The 17,089-nt window shown below is 42.3% G+C and carries 14 protein-coding genes; 5 read left to right on the top strand and 9 right to left on the bottom strand.

The features are described from left to right. The first annotated feature begins 212 nt into the window (after positions 1-212). Entirely contained in the window at positions 213-356 is a 144-nt protein-coding gene (locus ACEW8O_RS05070) for a hypothetical protein (protein WP_373493535.1), read from the top strand. Positions 357-398: 42 nt separating this feature from the next. Here the strand turns inward: ACEW8O_RS05070 and ACEW8O_RS05065 are convergent, their stop codons facing one another. Next, positions 399-1,922: a peptide MFS transporter gene (locus ACEW8O_RS05065; protein WP_373493536.1), complete on the bottom strand. Its 1,524-nt coding sequence runs from the start codon at positions 1,920-1,922 to the stop codon at positions 399-401. Positions 1,923-2,272: 350 nt separating this feature from the next. Here ACEW8O_RS05065 and pckA point away from each other — a divergent pair, with 350 nt between their 5' ends. Then, entirely contained in the window at positions 2,273-3,880 is a 1,608-nt protein-coding gene (gene pckA, locus ACEW8O_RS05060; RefSeq protein ID WP_373493534.1) for a phosphoenolpyruvate carboxykinase (ATP), read from the top strand. Positions 3,881-4,004: 124 nt separating this feature from the next. Further along, the gene (locus ACEW8O_RS05055) at positions 4,005-4,454 is read left to right on the top strand and encodes a peptidylprolyl isomerase (RefSeq protein WP_373493533.1); all 450 of its coding nucleotides are present in this window, start codon (positions 4,005-4,007) and stop codon (positions 4,452-4,454) included. Here ACEW8O_RS05055 and ACEW8O_RS05050 read toward each other — a convergent pair. From ACEW8O_RS05050 to ACEW8O_RS05035, 4 genes are all read right to left on the bottom strand, one after another. Next, on the bottom strand, positions 4,446-5,729 hold the full coding sequence (locus tag ACEW8O_RS05050) for a NupC/NupG family nucleoside CNT transporter (RefSeq protein WP_373493532.1): 1,284 nt from the start codon (positions 5,727-5,729) through the stop codon (positions 4,446-4,448). The two genes, ACEW8O_RS05055 and ACEW8O_RS05050, sit on opposite strands and share 9 nt — an antisense overlap. 113 nt (positions 5,730-5,842) lie before the next feature. Then, positions 5,843-6,445 (bottom strand): bifunctional nuclease domain-containing protein, encoded by a 603-nt coding sequence (locus ACEW8O_RS05045; protein WP_373493531.1) that lies wholly within the window; start codon positions 6,443-6,445, stop codon positions 5,843-5,845. Between the two features lie 5 nt (positions 6,446-6,450). After that, positions 6,451-7,419 carry an electron transfer flavoprotein subunit alpha/FixB family protein gene (locus tag ACEW8O_RS05040; protein ID WP_373493530.1) on the bottom strand — a complete coding sequence of 323 codons (969 nt, stop codon included), beginning with the start codon at positions 7,417-7,419 and terminating at the stop codon, positions 6,451-6,453. Between the two features lie 35 nt (positions 7,420-7,454). Continuing rightward, positions 7,455-8,192 carry an electron transfer flavoprotein beta subunit/FixA family protein gene (locus tag ACEW8O_RS05035; protein WP_373493529.1) on the bottom strand — a complete coding sequence of 246 codons (738 nt, stop codon included), beginning with the start codon at positions 8,190-8,192 and terminating at the stop codon, positions 7,455-7,457. Between the two features lie 72 nt (positions 8,193-8,264). Here ACEW8O_RS05035 and ACEW8O_RS05030 point away from each other — a divergent pair, with 72 nt between their 5' ends. Beyond that, positions 8,265-8,597: a tetratricopeptide repeat protein gene (locus ACEW8O_RS05030; protein ID WP_373493528.1), complete on the top strand. Its 333-nt coding sequence runs from the start codon at positions 8,265-8,267 to the stop codon at positions 8,595-8,597. A 467-nt stretch (positions 8,598-9,064) separates the two neighbouring features. Here ACEW8O_RS05030 and ACEW8O_RS05025 read toward each other — a convergent pair whose 3' ends face one another. The 4 genes from ACEW8O_RS05025 to ACEW8O_RS05010 all read right to left on the bottom strand — a co-directional run bounded on the left by ACEW8O_RS05025 (position 9,065) and on the right by ACEW8O_RS05010 (position 15,445). Further along, complete coding sequence (locus ACEW8O_RS05025) at positions 9,065-10,069, bottom strand: zinc-binding alcohol dehydrogenase family protein (protein WP_373493527.1); 1,005 nt, start codon at positions 10,067-10,069, stop codon at positions 9,065-9,067. Positions 10,070-10,567: 498 nt separating this feature from the next. After that, complete coding sequence (gene dnaB / locus ACEW8O_RS05020) at positions 10,568-12,154, bottom strand: replicative DNA helicase (RefSeq protein ID WP_373493526.1); 1,587 nt, start codon at positions 12,152-12,154, stop codon at positions 10,568-10,570. A gap of 321 nt (positions 12,155-12,475) precedes the next feature. Next, entirely contained in the window at positions 12,476-14,053 is a 1,578-nt protein-coding gene (locus ACEW8O_RS05015; RefSeq protein WP_373493525.1) for an FAD-dependent protein, read from the bottom strand. A gap of 432 nt (positions 14,054-14,485) precedes the next feature. Then, on the bottom strand, positions 14,486-15,445 hold the full coding sequence (locus ACEW8O_RS05010) for a tryptophan 2,3-dioxygenase family protein (protein WP_373493524.1): 960 nt from the start codon (positions 15,443-15,445) through the stop codon (positions 14,486-14,488). Between the two features lie 117 nt (positions 15,446-15,562). Between ACEW8O_RS05010 and ACEW8O_RS05005 the strand changes: the two genes are divergently transcribed. After that, positions 15,563-16,771, top strand: coding sequence for an acyl-CoA dehydrogenase family protein (locus ACEW8O_RS05005; RefSeq protein WP_373493523.1), 1,209 nt, complete (start codon positions 15,563-15,565; stop codon positions 16,769-16,771). The last annotated feature ends 318 nt before the right edge of the window (positions 16,772-17,089 follow it).

Genomic DNA, 17,089 nt, shown 5'->3' with positions numbered 1-17,089 from the left:
TGACGACAACTTTGTCGATTTCGATGAAGATGCCGACGATGACTTTGACGATGATGACTTTGATGAATTCGACGATGAAATTGATTGATCGGAATTAAAGTAGCAGGACAGGAAGTGATTTTTTTTGCTTCCTGTTTTTTTATGACAAATTTTGTCCTCTATGGGATCTGTATTATCTTTCGGAGAATTTGAGACATTAAAACAATCAAGATATGCTATTAGAAATTTTCAGTTCACCAATCGCTTCTGGAGCACAGCTCTTTTTATTGATCGTTTGCATCCTGATAGGTTTGGGGGCGGGTTTGACTGCCATAGATTTAAGAAGTACCAATCCCCCAAAAGAAACAAAAAAATAACAAAAGTAAATAAAAAAGAGGTCTCAATGACCTCTTTCTTTTTTAATGTACATTTCCCATCAGCCTCCTTATCGGCTTGCTCAACAAGAGCAGCAATACCCCGGCACCAACAGCAGTCAATACAATGATTTGATATTGGGAAGGCATTTGGGCCAAAGCTTCTTCAGTTCCCCCGCTTGCTTCTCCTGCAATCAGACCTGCGAATAGATTACCCAAAGAGACAGACAGGAACCATATCCCCATCATCTGTCCTCCATATTTTGCAGGAGCGAGCTTGGTCACCAGACTCAGCCCAACCGGGCTCAAACTCAATTCACCGAATGTATGCAGCATATAAGTAAAGATCAGCCAGGTAGGGGCAGCCAATTCACCTGAAGCGGCTATTTTAGCAGCAAAATACATCACCAAAAATCCCATGCCCAACAATAATAGTCCCATTGCAAACTTTAAGGGAGAACTTGGTTCAAGATTTCTTCTGCCCAACCAAACCCACATGGCACCAAAGAAAGGTGCAAAAATAATGATGAACATGGAGTTGACCGACTGAAAATAACCTGCGGGAATTTCCCATCCAAAAATAGTCCTATCAGTGAAGCGCTCAGCAAAAAGATTGAGTGTAGATCCAGCTTGTTCAAAACCTGACCAAAATAGTGCTGAAAACAAAAACAGAATTGCTATTACCCCGACTTTTTTCCTGTCATCCAGACTCAGACCACCAAATAGAATCACATAGCCTAAATATACACCTGCTACAATGGCTATGATAGTACCTGATGCCCCTGCAATGGCAGATACATTTATAGGTATGAAACCCATAAATACGTTGGTCAGCACCAAGAGAATAACCGCCCCTATTCCTAACAAAATTCTTTTTAGACGTCCCCTTTCCCTAATATCTTTTTCTGTCAACAATTGAATATCCTCTCCATAACCTTCGAGACTCTTTGCTGACATCTTATATTGGATGAGACCGAAGACCATTCCCAATCCAGCAAGGCCAAAACCAAGATGCCAATCATATATTGCCATGGTACTACAGGCGATCGGCGCAATTAGGGCTCCAATATTGATTCCCATGTAGAAAATGGAGAATCCCGCATCTCTTTTGCTGCTTCCTACAGGATACAATTGCCCTACAATCGAACTTATATTGGGTTTCAATAATCCTGTCCCAACTGTAATCAGGATAAGGCCCAGGAAAAAAGAATTGGTTTCTAAGGAAGAAAGGGACTCCTTGGCTGCAGAAGTCTCCCCTAATAATTGCATCAGCCCGGGAAGTGCCATCGTAAAATGCCCAATAGCTATGATTATCCCACCATACCAGACAGATTTTTTCAATCCAAACAACCTATCTGCAAACCAACCTCCTGGCAATGCCAACAAATAAACACCCATAGTGTAAAGACCATAGATGGCACCGGAAGTTTTGTCATCAAAACCAAGACCACCATCAATAATGGCTGTGGTCATAAACAGAATCAAAAGTGCACGCATGCCATAATAACTGAACCTTTCCCACATTTCTGTAAAAAATAAGGTCATTAAACCTTTTGGATGACCAAACATGGTGGGACCATCAAACAAATCAATCTGTTTGAAACCTGAGGTATTTTCAGAATTGCTTTCCAAAATTTTAGTGATTAGAGGTTAAATTTTTACCAAAGATTTACAATGATAATAGAATTTTTCAAATTGTACCATACTTTGTTGCGAAGTGGATGAGATCGATAAATATTGGTTTAAGTGAAATAAACCGAATATTTCAACCGATTAGCCAATAGGATTTTATAGCTATACTTATTTTGCAAAAATCATCTTCGTAATCGATTGTACGATCAAAAAAAGGGCTTTTTATGTTTTAGGTTATTGAATATTATATATCTTTGACCCAGAATATTATCCCAAATAAAATTTATATGAGTGTACAAGTACCCGAAATCAAAGCTGATATAAAAAGCTCATGTGATCTTGGATTTGAGACCAAGGGAAAAGTTTTTTGGAATCTTAGTCCAACTGAATTGGTCGAACATGCATTGTTCAACAAAGAAGGAAGTCTCACAGATTCCGGAGCTTTAATGGCTGATACAGGAGAGTTTACAGGGCGGTCGCCAAAAGACCGGTTCATTGTGAAAGACCATGAAACTGAAAACACGGTTTGGTGGGGAGATATCAATATCCCACTTGAGGAAGAAAAATTTGATCTCCTGTATGATAAGATGGTCAGATTCATCTGTAACAAAAATCTTTATGTCAGGGAAGCCTATGCAGGGGCAGATCCGAATTACCGGCTCAATTTACGGATTGTGAATACTTTGGCATGGCACAATATGTTCTGCTACAATATGTTTTTAAAACCATCTGAAGAAGAGCTATTAAATTTTAGATCTGATTTCACCATTATTTGTGCTCCCGAATTCAAAGCCGATCCGGAAACAGACGGCACCCGCCAGGAAAATTTTGCAGTAATAAATCTCACAAGAAGTATTTTATTGATTGGTGGCACTGCCTATGCAGGTGAAATGAAAAAAGGAATATTTTCTGTTTTGAATTATACATTGCCGCATCAGCATCAGGTATTATCCATGCACTGTTCAGCCAATGTTGGTAAGAAAGGAGACACAGCAGTTTTCTTTGGTCTTTCAGGCACGGGGAAGACGACCCTTTCCGCAGATCCTGACAGGAGTTTGATCGGGGATGATGAACACGGCTGGAATGAAGATTCTGTTTTCAATTTTGAAGGTGGCTGTTATGCCAAAGTCATTGACCTAACAAGGGAGAAAGAACCCGAAATTTGGGATGCCATCAAATTTGGTGCTATTGTAGAAAACACAAGGTTTTACCCCGGCACGAGAACGGTAGATTATCAAAATGAAGAGGTCACAGAAAATACCCGGACTTCCTATCCGATTGACCATATCAAAAATGCCATTGTCCCTTCCATTGCCGGAATTCCAAAAAATATCTTTTTCCTGACCGCTGATGCATTCGGAGTCATACCGCCGATTTCCAAATTGAACAAAAGTCAGGCGATGTACCATTTTATTTCCGGCTACACTGCCAAAGTAGCCGGCACGGAAGTGGGCGTGACAGAGCCAAAAACAACCTTTTCCGCATGTTTTGGCGCTGCATTCCTTCCTTTACATCCTACAGAATATGCCACCCTTTTTGGTGAGAAAATAGAAAAACACCATGTCAACGTTTGGCTGATCAATACAGGGTGGACAGGTGGTCCTTATGGTATTGGATCTAGAATGAAACTTAAATACACCCGTGCCATGATTACAGCCGCGTTGGAAGGCAAACTGAATGATGTCAACTATCGCAAGCATAGTGTTTTTGGAGTATCCATACCGGAATTCTGTCCAAATGTCCCTGACCATGTCCTGAGTCCAAGGGCGACCTGGGAAGACAAAGAGGCTTATGATAAGAAAGCCAGGGAACTGGGAACCGCATTCATTATAAATTTTGAAAAATACCGGGATTTTGCCACAGCAGATATCCTGGCAGGAGCACCGCAGTTTTAGTCAATTAATCCTTTAGAATTACATAAACCCAAATACCGGGAGTACTTAGGTACTCCTTTTTTTATTACCATGAATTGGAGATGCTCCAAAATAGATTTATTACTTTTGGACAAAATTAAATTTTATGAGCAAAGCAGAAATACACACCGAAAAAGGTACGATGAAAGTAGAGTTTTATGACAATGATGCCCCTAAGGCAGTTGAAAACTTTAAGACACTTTCAAAAAAAGGATTTTATGATGGACTGACCTTCCATCGGGTATTACCGAATTTCGTTATTCAGGGAGGTTGTCCTGTTGGAAATGGTACAGGTGGACCAGGTTACAAAATTGATTGTGAATTGGACGGAGATAATCAATATCATGACCGTGGTGTCCTTTCTATGGCCCATGCAGGTAAAAATACCGGTGGTTCCCAATTCTTTATCTGTCACAGCAGAGACAATACCAGCCACTTGGACAGAAAACATACCTGTTTTGGTAAGGTTGTAGAAGGACTTGAAGTCATTGACCTTATACGTCAAGGGGACAAAATTGAAAAAATCGTGATTTTGGAAGGCCAAATTTCAGAATAATGCCCCGGCAATAGTGGCAGTCATCAAACAGGCTAAGGTTGCTGCCATTAAAGCCCGCATTCCCAGTCTGGAAAGATTGCCCTGTTGGTTGGGTGCGATGCTACCGATTCCACCAACCTGAATGGCAATGGAACTGAAGTTTGAAAAACCACATAAAGCATAGGTAGATATCACAATGGATTTGGCTGACAGCATGTCAGCCGCTTTCATTTCCGCCAAACTCAAATAGGCCACAAACTCATTTATAACGGTCTTTTGGCCCAATAAAGAACCCACTTGCAGGGTTTCACTCCATTCCACTCCAATTATCCAGGCAAATACCCTAAAAACCTGACCGAGGATATATTCAAGTGAAAATCCTGAAAATTGTCCGCCAGTGGATGAAACCACCAGTTTATTAAGTCCGGTATATTCTCCGATCAAACCTGAAAGTATAAAGTTAAGGGCAGCGATCACCGCAATAAAGGCCAACAACATCCCACCTACATTCAAGGCAAGTTTTAAACCTTCCGAAGCTCCAATGGACATGGCATCAATCAGGTTTACACCCATATTTTCGCCACTTACCTCAAGCTTATCATTGACAATTTCTTTATCCGTTTCGGGAATCATGATTTTGGACATGACTATGGCTGCCGGGGCATTCATGATACTCGCACCAAGAAGATAAGCCGCAAACCGGCTTTGTTCGGCCAGACTGTCCCCTCCCAGGAATGCCACATACCCTGCCAGCACACCTCCGGCAATAGTGGCCATACCACCTGTCATCAGACACATCAATTCAGACCTTGACATGGTGGGAATAAAAGGCCTTACCAGCAAAGGGGCCTCTGTCTGTCCCAAAAATATATTGCCGGCAGCGGATAGACTTTCAGGCCCCGAAAGCCGCATCGTTCGGGCCATTACCCAAGCGATAACAAATACCACTTTTTGTAGTACTCCCAAATAATATAATCCGGCAGATACTGTAGAAAAGAAAATTATGGTAGGCAAAACCTGAAACGCAAAAATAAATCCAAAGGAATCCGTGGCCAGGTCACCGAAAATAAAAGTGGCCCCATCAGCCGAAAAACTCAGAAATTTGACAAACCCCCTACTAACAAAAGCAAATATTCTTGCAACAAACTCAACCTTGGTGATCAAAAAGCCAAATATCGTCTGAAGTATCACACCTATTCCCACCAATCTCCAATCCACTCTTTTTCTGTCAGAAGAAAAAATCAGGGCCACTCCAAGAAGGGCAAGTATACCTATCAGACCTCTAAAGTAATCCATCCAAAATAAAGATTAATTATATTTTTTTTAAATAGTTTTTGATCGGGTAATCCAAAAATCAAATCCATTTCCACCACCCAAGAAGAAAGCCCGGCTTATACCGGGCTTTTGTATCAGTTTCTTCTGTTTATCTCATCCCGTATCCTGGCAGCCCTTTCATAATCTTCATTATTGATGGCCTTGTCAAGCATTTGGTTCAATTTATCCAAACTGAAATCCTTTAGAGAATCGGAACTGCGGGAAGGGGTACTGCCCGACCTACTTGGTTTGACCTGTTTCTGTTGTTCTTTCCGTTCCTCTTCTTCATTGAACTCAATGGCAGCTTCTGACATCACTTTTGAAACACAATAAATAGGTGCATCAAACCTGACTGCTATGGCTATGGCATCAGAAGGCCTGGCATCTATCTCCACGGTTTTGGAGGGACTTTTACAAATGATCTTTGCATAAAACACTCCTTCTCTCATGTCAGACACCAATATTTGGTCAATCGAAAAATTAAAATTGGAGGAAAAAGACTTGAAAAGATCATGGGTCATCGGACGGTTGGGGATGATTTTCTCTATCTCAATGGCAATTGCCTGTGCTTCAAACATGCCAATGACGATAGGAAGTCTCCTACTACCCCCCACCTCTCCCATTACCAAGGTGAATGACCCTGATTGGGAATGATTTGATGATAATCCAAGAATTTCTAATTCGATAGTATGGTCCACAGAAATTATTTTTGGGCTTTGATAGCTTCAGTTAGTTTGGGTAATATTTCAAATGCATCTCCAACAATCCCATAATCAGCTGCTTTAAAGAATGGTGCTTCAGGGTCTTTATTGATTACAACAATGAATTTTGATGAATTTACACCCGCAAGATGTTGAATAGCACCCGAAATTCCAACTGCTATATACAAAGTAGGGGCAACTTTTACTCCCGTCTGACCTACATGCTCATGATGAGGTCTCCAACCTATATCAGAAACCGGCTTTGAACAGCCTGTAGCTGCCCCAAGTTCTTTGGCCAAGTCTTCAATCATGCCCCAATTTTCAGGACCTTTCATGCCCCTTCCCCCTGATACTACAATGTCAGCCTCAGGCAATAATACCTCTCCTGTGGCTTTATCGGTGGAAGTGATTTTTGTGGCAAAATTAGCATCGCCTATATTTAATGTGATCTCTTCAACCTGAGCTGCATCTCCGTCGGTTTTAAGATCTACGGCATTTTTTCTGACAGCAAGTATTTTATGGTCGGCAGTTACTATTGTTTCGGCAAATGCTTTCCCTGTATAGATACTCCTTTTGACTTTATATCCTGATGAATTATCCGGCAATTCCACTACATTGGAAACAAGAGCCGCATTTAATTTCACAGCAAGTCTTGCCGCTACTGCATCTCCCAAAGAGGACTTGGCCAATACCAAAGTTCCGGCATCCACTTGATTATATACTTGTGCCACTGCATCTGCATGTGCCTGAATGATACCATCATTCAACTTGCTGTCATTGACATGGATGACTTTTGAAGCTCCGGCATTACCGGCTTTTGCCAATTCATCTGCGGAAATTGATCCCAAAGCAACAGCTGTCACATCTCCTAAAGACAGTTTATCTGAAAGGGCTTTGCCATAAGAGACAGCTTCCAAACTTGTTTTTTTCACGGAACCTTCCGCATGTTCTATATATACTAATACTGACATAATATCTTTTATTTCAAATGGTTAACTATAATTGATTAAAGCACTTTTGCTTCATTTTTGAGGAGTCTGACCAACTCAGGCACATTGTCTTTGTCCACCAATTTCACCGAACCTTTTGCCGGGGGCAATTGATAGGCAGTGACCTCGGTATTGGCTCCATCTCCACTGGCTTCCACCACTTGTAATGGTTTGGTCCTTGCAGACATAATGCCTCTCATATTCGGTATTTTCCACTCTGCAATAGGTTCCTGACATCCTGCGATCAAAGGTAATTTAGCCTCAAGGTATTCCTTTCCACCTTCGATTTCTCTCGCCATTTTCACTGTATCTCCCTCAACTTCCAATTTCATGACCGGGGAAATAGAAGGCATTCCCAATAGCTCACCCACCATTCCGTGCACCATTCCTCCATTGAAGTCAATTGACTCTCTTCCCATCATGATCAGGTCGTATCCGTTTTCTTTTGCGATAGATGCAATTTGATTGGCCACAAAAAGTGAGTCCTTTGGAAAAGCATTTACCCGGATGGCATCATCTGCCCCTATTGCCAAAGCTTTTCTCAAAGTTGGTTCCGTTTCGGCCTCTCCGACATTCAGCACTGTAAGACTGGCACCAAGTTGGTCTTTCAGTTCAACCGCCCTTGCCAACGCATAGTCATCATAGGGGCCAATGATAAACTGAACCCCATTTTTGTCAAACTTGGTATTGTTGTCAGTAAACTGGATTTTGGATGTGGTATCCGGAACATGAGTAATACAAACTAGAATCTTCATTATATATATTTAGGTTATTTTTTTTTAAGTTGCGTGAATTTAGTCATAAGGCCATAATTAAAAAAAGAATTCATGAGCAAATTGTCCCGCATCGAAATGCTTAAAGTCTTTGCAGAACAGGAACCGGAAAATCCTTTTAATTGGTACGCCCTGGCTTTAGAAAATCAAAACAGTGATCCTGAAAATGCGGCAGCTTACTTTGATAAACTCTTGACTGAACATTTGGTTTACCTTCCCACCTATTTTCATGCAGCAGCATTTTTTAATGATTTGGGAGAAATTGAAAAAGCCAAGGAGATTTATGAAAATGGAATCAGGTTAGCAGAAGTCCAAAATGATGAAAAAACCCTCAAAGAATTGAAAAACAGTTATCAGAACTTTCTGTTTGAAAATGATCTGGATTGAAATTTGGGTTATCAGAAATATTTCTAAACACCTTATTTTCTTTGTTTTCCGGGACGCCTGCCTGCCGTAGGTAGGGAAGACGGAAGTCGGAAGACCGAAGAGGGCATCAATTGATATATAACCTGTTTTGATATAAGATTTCCCGCTTTAAATTCGGGTTTAGCATGATGATCTGTTTTCAAATTATGGTTTTTTCATATGAAGTGCAGAGACACTAAGTTGTGAGTGACACTTATTTTTAACCTTCAGGGCAGAACAGATTTCTCCCTACGGTCGAAATGACAAGGAAAGGCCAACCTCACAATTGTACCAAAATACCACATTCAAGACCAGCAAAAGCTTATCCTTGTCACCTCGATCCCGACAGTAGTACGGGAGAGAGGTCTAATGCCTGAAATTTTAGTAAAACTTACTTTTTCAGAGAGAGCTTAATGTGAGTGGAGGTACTCACAATGGCAAAGATTACATCATTTCTCAATCTGCACCACAATCTTCCCGGTCTGCAATCCTTCTTTCATCCGGTCAAAGGCTTGGACAGTATCTTCCAATTCAAATACCCGGTCAATGACCGGAACAATCTTTTTTTCCTTTACCAGTTCCAACATCCGCTCAAAATCAAGATCACTTCCCATGGTACTTCCGATCAATTGGATCTGATTCCAAAATACCTTCCTTGCCTGAAATCCTTTTGGATTGCCCTTGGTTGCGCCATAAAAAACAATTCTACCTCCCGGCTTGATCACCTTTATCAAATTGTCAAGCGTATCACCCATGGCACTATCAATGATCAGGTCAAAACCTGCGGTCTCTTCCAATGCCTTATCAGGCCAATTTTCGTCTGTGTAGTCAAATCCATTTTGTACACCTAATTCCTTTGCTTTTTCGATTTTCTCAGTTCTGCTACTGCTCACGTAAACCTCAGCACCATTCGCCAATGCAAACTGAACTGCGAATTGGGCCACTCCCCCACCAAAACCGGTTACCAAAATCTTATCCCCTTCATTTATCTGCCCCTGCACACAAACAGCCCTGTAGGCCGTCAATCCTCCCAAAGGTAAAGCTGCGGATTCAGCCCAGTTCAGATGGCTTGGCTTAAGATGAACTCTATCTGCGGGTACTTTTACATATTCAGCCAAGATACCATTATCCGGCATTCCCAATATTTTAAAATCTTTGGATTGCACCCTTTGGTCAACACCCCAATTCATGGCAGGATTGATGATGACTTCCTTCCCAATCCAGGATGGATCCACCTCTGCACTGACCTCTGTGATGATGCCTGCACCATCTGAACCCAATACCACTCCATTCTTCAGATTGGGATACAAACCCTGCCTGCACCATTCATCCCTATGGTTCAATGCCGCTGCCTTTACCCGTACAAGCACTTCATTTGAACTAATTTCAGAAAGTTCTATGTCGCTGATTTCAATTTTATCAGGTAATTGGAGGTTGAGGGTTATTGCTTTCAAGGGTTGGGAGGTTTGGAAGTATGGAAGTATGGAAGTTAGGAGGTAGGGAAGTTAAGAGGTAGTGAAGTTGGGAGGTAAGGATGTTGGGATGATGAGGAGTTTGGGAAGTTTTTTTATAAAACCCAAAATCTCTCAATTCGATCCAAGATTTGTCTATTTTATATTGTTCGTGCCTATGGCACTTGGGGAATGTGGAAATCTTTATTTCCCGGCAATAAATTACCGGGCTATAGTTTCGGTCATGCCTACGGCATTTATCTTTACCTTTCGTTTCTGGGCTCATTTTTTTTTAAAATCTCCCCTTTTGAATCTCACTCTTAAACCTACCTGCAGACTTGTCTTGGCTCTTGATTCTTTGTTCTTGGTTCTTGCCTCCCCGATACTCGGGACAGGCTTTGATTCTTGGCTCTTGTCTCTCAACCCTTGGTTCTTAAAAAGACCTTCGAGGTTAGAAAAAAACCTCAAAGGTCTAGCATCTCGCATCTCAAATCTCGCTTCTCAAAAAGGTGCCGACTCACCGCTTCCCGCACCACCTGGGAATGGTTCATCAAAATCACCACCATTTGCTTTACTTTGGACTCTGATCATATTGCTGGAATCAAAACCCTGTCCTCCTGCACCACTTGGGAACTTACTGCCATAAAGTGCATCTTGGGACTTGTATGGCATGTTTATTTCAAGGTCTGTGAACTTGGTGTATTTACCTATAAACCTCAATTTGACATTATCCAATGAGCCATTTCTGTGCTTGGCAATAATTATTTCACCAACTCCTGCCGTTGAGGCACCATCTTCATCTTCGGTGATTCCATAGTATTCAGGACGGTAAAGGAACATGACCATATCCGCATCCTGTTCGATCGCACCTGATTCCCTTAAATCCGAGAGTTGCGGTCTCTTGTCTCCTCCCCTAGTTTCCACAGCCCTGGAAAGCTGTGAAAGCGCAATGACGGGAACACTCAATTCCTTTGCGATTTTTTTCAGCGCCCTTGAGATACTTGCGATCTCCTGTTCCCTGTTTCCTCCACCACCGGATTTGGAATCACCCGACATCAACTGCAGGTAATCTACCACAATCATTTGTATATCATGCTGGGCTTTAAGTTTTCTACATTTTGCCCTTAATTCCAGAATTGATAGCGCCGGAGTATCATCGACGAATAATGGTGCCTTGGAAAGTTTTGTGGTTTTATGGACCAATTGCTGCCATTCATGTTCTGCAAGGTTTCCTTTTTTGATCTTTTCAGAATCCAGTTCAGCTTCTGAAGATATCAATCGGTTGACCAACTGAATGGAGGACATCTCCAATGAAAATATAGCAACAGGCCGGTTATGGTCCACTGCTGCATTTCGCAATACAGACAGTACAAAGGCCGTCTTACCCATTGCAGGTCTTGCTGCAATGATCACCAAATCTGATTTTTGCCAACCGGAAGTAACCCTGTCCAAAGCGGTAAAACCGCTTGGAACACCGGTTAAGCCGTCTTTCTGTCCTTTTTTGGATTCCAATTCAACGATGGCTTCTTTCAATATGGAGCGCATATCGGAATAGTTCTTCCTGATGTTTTTTTCGGAAATCTCAAAAAGTGACTGTTCCATTTTATCCAAAAGCTCAAAAACATCCGTGGTATCTTCAAAGGCCTCACGCTGTACTTCGGAGGAAATGCTGATGATTTCCCGCTTCATGGACTGTTCAGTAATGATTCGGGCGTGATACTCAATATTGGCAGCAGAAGATACTTTGGATGTAAGTTCGGTAATAAAAAAAGCCCCACCTGCCATCTCCAATTGCCCTTTTTTCCGCAATTGGTTGGTGACAGTCAATAAGTCTATGGGCTGACTATCCGAAAAAAGATCGAGTATAGCGGAAAAAATAACCTTATGCGCCTCCTTGTAAAAACTCTCAGGTTTCAATATATCTACTACCGCTGTCAGCGCATCCTTTTCCAACATGAGGGCACCGAGTACAGCTTCTTCTAAATCTATGGCCTGAGGAGGTAATTTCCCCATTCCCATTGGGCTGCCCAAATCAGGTTTTCTTTTTCCAACTAATCTGTCTTTTCCGATAGGTTTATTGTCCGCCATAACAACAAATGTAGCCTCTTTGAGCCAATCTTTTTGAACAATTTATTAACGTCTTATTAACGAGTTATTAACAAGGCAAATTGCTTTCTTGGTCTTTGACACAACCGATCCAATAACAAGTTCAAAAATCATAAAGAGACATATCTCCATCAAATTAAGGACAGCTACTTTAAAAAACTTTGCCTTGTCACCTCGACGGCAAGAGAGGTCTGTGGTCACCTTTAAGGGAATAGATTTCTCCTGCCGTCGAAATGACAAATTAAAGGCCATTGTCACAATTGACACAAAACCACAGTCAATAACATAAATGACCCACAACTTTTATCCCCTCACCTTCCCAATCAATTTCTCCGCACACCTTTCCCCATCCATAGCGGCTGAGACAATTCCTCCTGCATAACCGGCTCCCTCTGCGCAGGGATATAGGCCTTTGATGATGGTATGTTCGAAAGTCTCCTTGTCTCTTGGAATCCTTACAGGAGAGGAAGTCCTGCTTTCGACTCCAATGATTTGGGCATCATTGGTGAGGTAACCTTTCATCTTTTGGCCAAAAGTAATCAATCCCTGTTTCAGTCTTAGGGCAATAAACTCAGGTAAAACTTCATGCATATCTACCGACAATAAACCAGGCTGATAGGAGCTTTCCAATAGACTTTTACTGGTTTTTCCTTGGGTAAAATCAACCATTCTTTGGGCTGGTGCTGTCTGGGTCTCCCTTCCTGCTTTCCAAGCCCTTTGTTCTACTTCAGCCTGAAACATCATGGCTGCCAAAGGCCCATATTTTTGATATTGTGGGAGATCTTCTAATTCGACTGCTACCACCATCCCGGAATTGGCGAATTTGCTGTCCCGTCTGCTTGGACTCATGCCATTTACTACAATTTCCCCTGGTGAAGTGGCCGCCGGAACAATAAAGCCTCCCGGACACATGCAAAAAGAAAATACGCCACGCTGTTTTCCCTGATACATGGTCTGATGAACTAGTGAATAAGAAGAAGCCGGCAAATAAGGGCCCCTATCCACTTCGCAATGATATTGTATCCTGTCAATCAAGGATTGGGCATGTTCAATTCTTACTCCCAAAGCAAAGGGTTTGGCTTCTATCAAAATCTTTTTGTGGTACAACAAATGAAAAATATCCCTAGCAGAATGTCCCGTGGCCAAAATCACTCCAAGGCCAAATATCCTTTCCCCATCATGCGTAATAACTCCCTTGATTTCATTGGACTCCAAAATCAGGTCAGTCACTTTGGTTTCAAAAAGCACTTCTCCCCCAGCCTGAAGAATACTTTCCCTAAGCTCGGCCACCAATATGGGCAGTTTATTGGTGCCAATATGTGGATGGGCATCTACCAGAATTTCCTCTGTTGCGCCATGGGAAACCAATATTTCCATGATTCTCCGGATGTCCCCACGTTTTTTGGAACGGGTATATAATTTCCCATCAGAGTAAGTTCCCGCCCCCCCTTCACCAAAGCAATAATTGGATTCAGGATTTACTATATGTTCCTTATTGATCGCTGCAATGTCACGCCTCCTGGCCCGCACATCTTTACCCCTTTCAATCACAATGGGCTTAACACCCAACTCAATGGCCCTTAACGCCGCAAACATCCCAGCAGGTCCCGCGCCCACAATAATGATTGGGTCAGCATTACTGACATTTTGATAAACCTTTGGAGAAGTAATAAAAGGAGTTGGTGGTTCTTTGATAAAAACTTCTGCGGTCACATTGACTTTGATTTGCCTCCCACGTGCATCAATCGACCTTTTCACCTGCCTTGCAACAGCATCAGGGTCATGGGGTTTCAATCCCAATCTCTTCAATGCCACTTCCCGAAAAATCTCCTCATCAAACGCTTCCTGAGGAGTCAGTTGTAATTGTATTTCTTTTTTCATTTTTGAAATGAGACGTGAGATTTGAGACGTGAGACGTGAGACAAAAGATGTTAGAAGCGAGAAACGAGAGCCGAGAGTTTAGAATCAAGAACCAAGAGCCAAGAATCAAGATTTCTTTTCCGGTAGCCATCGGGACCGAAATGACAAGGAAAGGCTATTGACACAATTGAACCAAAAGCTGCATGCAAAAGATATAAATAGACTTGTCCTTTTCACCTCGACGTCAGGAGAGGTCTTTTGCCCAAGTCGGGGAACCGGTTTCTCTCTTTGTTCCTGCCACGGCAGGCAGGCGAAATGACAAAGGAGAAGCTTCTGACACAATTGAACGAAGATCAGCTTACCCAATCTTGTTTATTGATTCTTGGTTCTCGCTTCTCGCCTCCTGCTTCTCCCTTCTTGGTTCTTTGTACATCGTACTTGGTAAACCACCCATCATTCTTCCCCAAAAACCTCCCTCACCACCCAACCTTTCCCCCACTCTTCCTTTTCCTTTTCAGTCCAAAGTTCAGGATAGAAGATTACTTTTTGAAAACGGGGTGGTAAGTATTTTTGCCAGTTGGTGCCTCCGGTGGCTGCTATGTCAACCGGGTCTCTTTGAAGATAGCGGACGGCTGATTTGTAATGGGCCAAGGGCCAGTAGACATTGGCTTTCAGGTCAAAATCCTGCATCAATTTGGTCAGTCCATCGTCTTTTTCGGTGCAGGAAAGGTATTTCTGCCAAATGTTATTCGATCTGTAATTTTCGATAAACTCTTTCAGCCTTAACCCATATTTTTTCTCAAAAGTCTTTAAAGTCAGGGTTTTTTCTCCTGTCGCTAATTCCACTGCCCCATGTTGCCAATAAAGGTTATCGAACAACTTGTTGACACCTGATTCCTCTTTCATTTGATCCCTGATGTCAATGTTAAGCAATTGTTGGGCATCACAGGCCAGAATCTCGATGACCCTGTATTGGGCGCTTTGAAATCCACTTGAAGGCAACAGTGACATCCTGAATTTCAAAAACTGCTCCCTTTCCATACCTTTCCACATCACCGCAAAAGAAGAAATCAATTGGTCAAAATACATGTTGACCCTCTCCAATCTTTCTTTAAAAAACCGGGCATCTATGGGTTCCCTTTCTGCGATCTGTTCCAATTCCCAAATGATCAGCTTAAAGTAAAGCTCAGTAATCTGATGGTACATGATAAAAATTTTTTCATCCTTAAAAGATGTCCTTGGTTGTTGTAGGGAAAGAAGGATATCAAGGTTGATATAATCCCAATAAGTCATATAATCAGCATACAACAGGCCTTCGAGGTAATGGGACAGGTCCTGACCTGAGGCCTTGAATTTTTCCTGAAGTTGCTCTATTTTATCTAAAACGTCTTTTGGGTACTGGACTGGGCTCATGTGCGAATTTTTTGCTCAAATAGGTAGTTTTTTCCCATCCTTCTTATTTATTTCATGGCGGGAAAGCAGCATTTCGGCTGTAAAAATCCATTTAAATTAGCAATAAACCAAAAGTATATGGAAAGTACAGCAACGGTACACAAGTCATTGAAACAGGATATGTTTGACGGAGTGGACTTTTATCAGATCGATGACCTCTTGTCGGAGGAACACATCCTAATCCGTTCATCCATCCGTGATTTTGTCAAAAAAGAGATCAGTCCTTATATAGAAGATTGGGCCCAAAAAGCCCATTTCCCTTATGAAATTGTAAAGAAATTCGGTGATGTTGGCGCTTTTGGTCCACAGATACCTGAAGAATATGGTGGCGGAGGTTTGGATTATATCTCCTATGGCCTGATCATGCAGGAAATAGAAAGAGGGGATTCCGGAATGCGGTCAACTGCTTCCGTCCAAGGTTCATTGGTGATGTACCCTATCTATAAATTCGGTTCCGAAGAGCAAAGAAAAAAATACCTACCCAAATTGGCTTCCGGTGAAATGTTGGGCTGCTTCGGTCTGACCGAACCTGACCATGGTTCAAACCCCAGTGGCATGACGACTAACTTCAAGGATATGGGTGACCATTACCTCTTGAACGGTGCCAAGATGTGGATTTCCAATTCACCAAAAGCGGACATAGCCGTGGTATGGGCCAAAAATGAGGAAGGAAGAATTCATGGTCTGATCGTGGAAAGGGGCATGGAGGGATTCAGTACACCTGAAACCCATAACAAATGGTCCCTTCGGGCCTCCTGTACAGGCGAGTTGGTTTTTGACAATGTGAAAGTTCCCAAAGAAAACCTCTTGCCCAACAAATCCGGCTTGGGAGCACCATTAATGTGTTTGGATTCGGCAAGGTATGGTATCGCTTGGGGAACATTGGGTGCGTCGATGGATTGCTATGATTCCGCAAGAAGGTATGCGCTGGAAAGGATACAGTTTGACAAACCCATTGCTTCATTCCAATTGATCCAGAAGAAGCTGGCAGAGATGTTGACCGAAATCACCAAAGCCCAATTACTGGTATGGAAACTCGGAAAGATGATGAATGAAGGCAAAGCCACCACTTCCCATATTTCCCTGGCCAAAAGAAACAATGTAGCCATGGCCTTGGGCATCGCCCGAGAAGCCCGTCAGATCCACGGCGGAATGGGCATCACAGGAGAATACCCCATTATGAGGCATATGATGAACCTTGAATCAGTGATTACTTATGAAGGAACACACGATATACATTTATTGATCTTGGGGCAGGAGATTACGGGGATAGCGGCTTTTAAGTAAGAAGGTAGGTAAGAAGTAGGTTCCCGCCAAGGCGCGGAGGGGCAAAGGAATAGTCCTTAAATTAGGGGTGAAGTTATTTCCCACAAAGACACAGAGGCACAAAGAATGGGTTGGAAGGTTTAAGCGTCATTCTGAACGGAGCGTCTCCAACCTTTTTTTTAAATAGTACTCTTTAGCGAAGTGAAGAATCTCCTGTTGGAAAGTTGAAAGTGTTCATCGGCACTAGAAATTAGCCATTCCAACCTTGATTTTTTAAAAAGAGCCTTGTGAGGGAGTGGATGCCTGCCCCGTAGCTTTTCGGGGAATCTCTACTCCTTA

This window comes from Aquiflexum sp., assembly GCF_041749095.1.
Taxonomy (GTDB): Bacteria; Bacteroidota; Bacteroidia; order Cytophagales; family Cyclobacteriaceae; genus Aquiflexum.
Note: the sequence above shows the minus strand (reverse complement) of the source record. Positions and strands in the feature narration are given on the sequence as shown.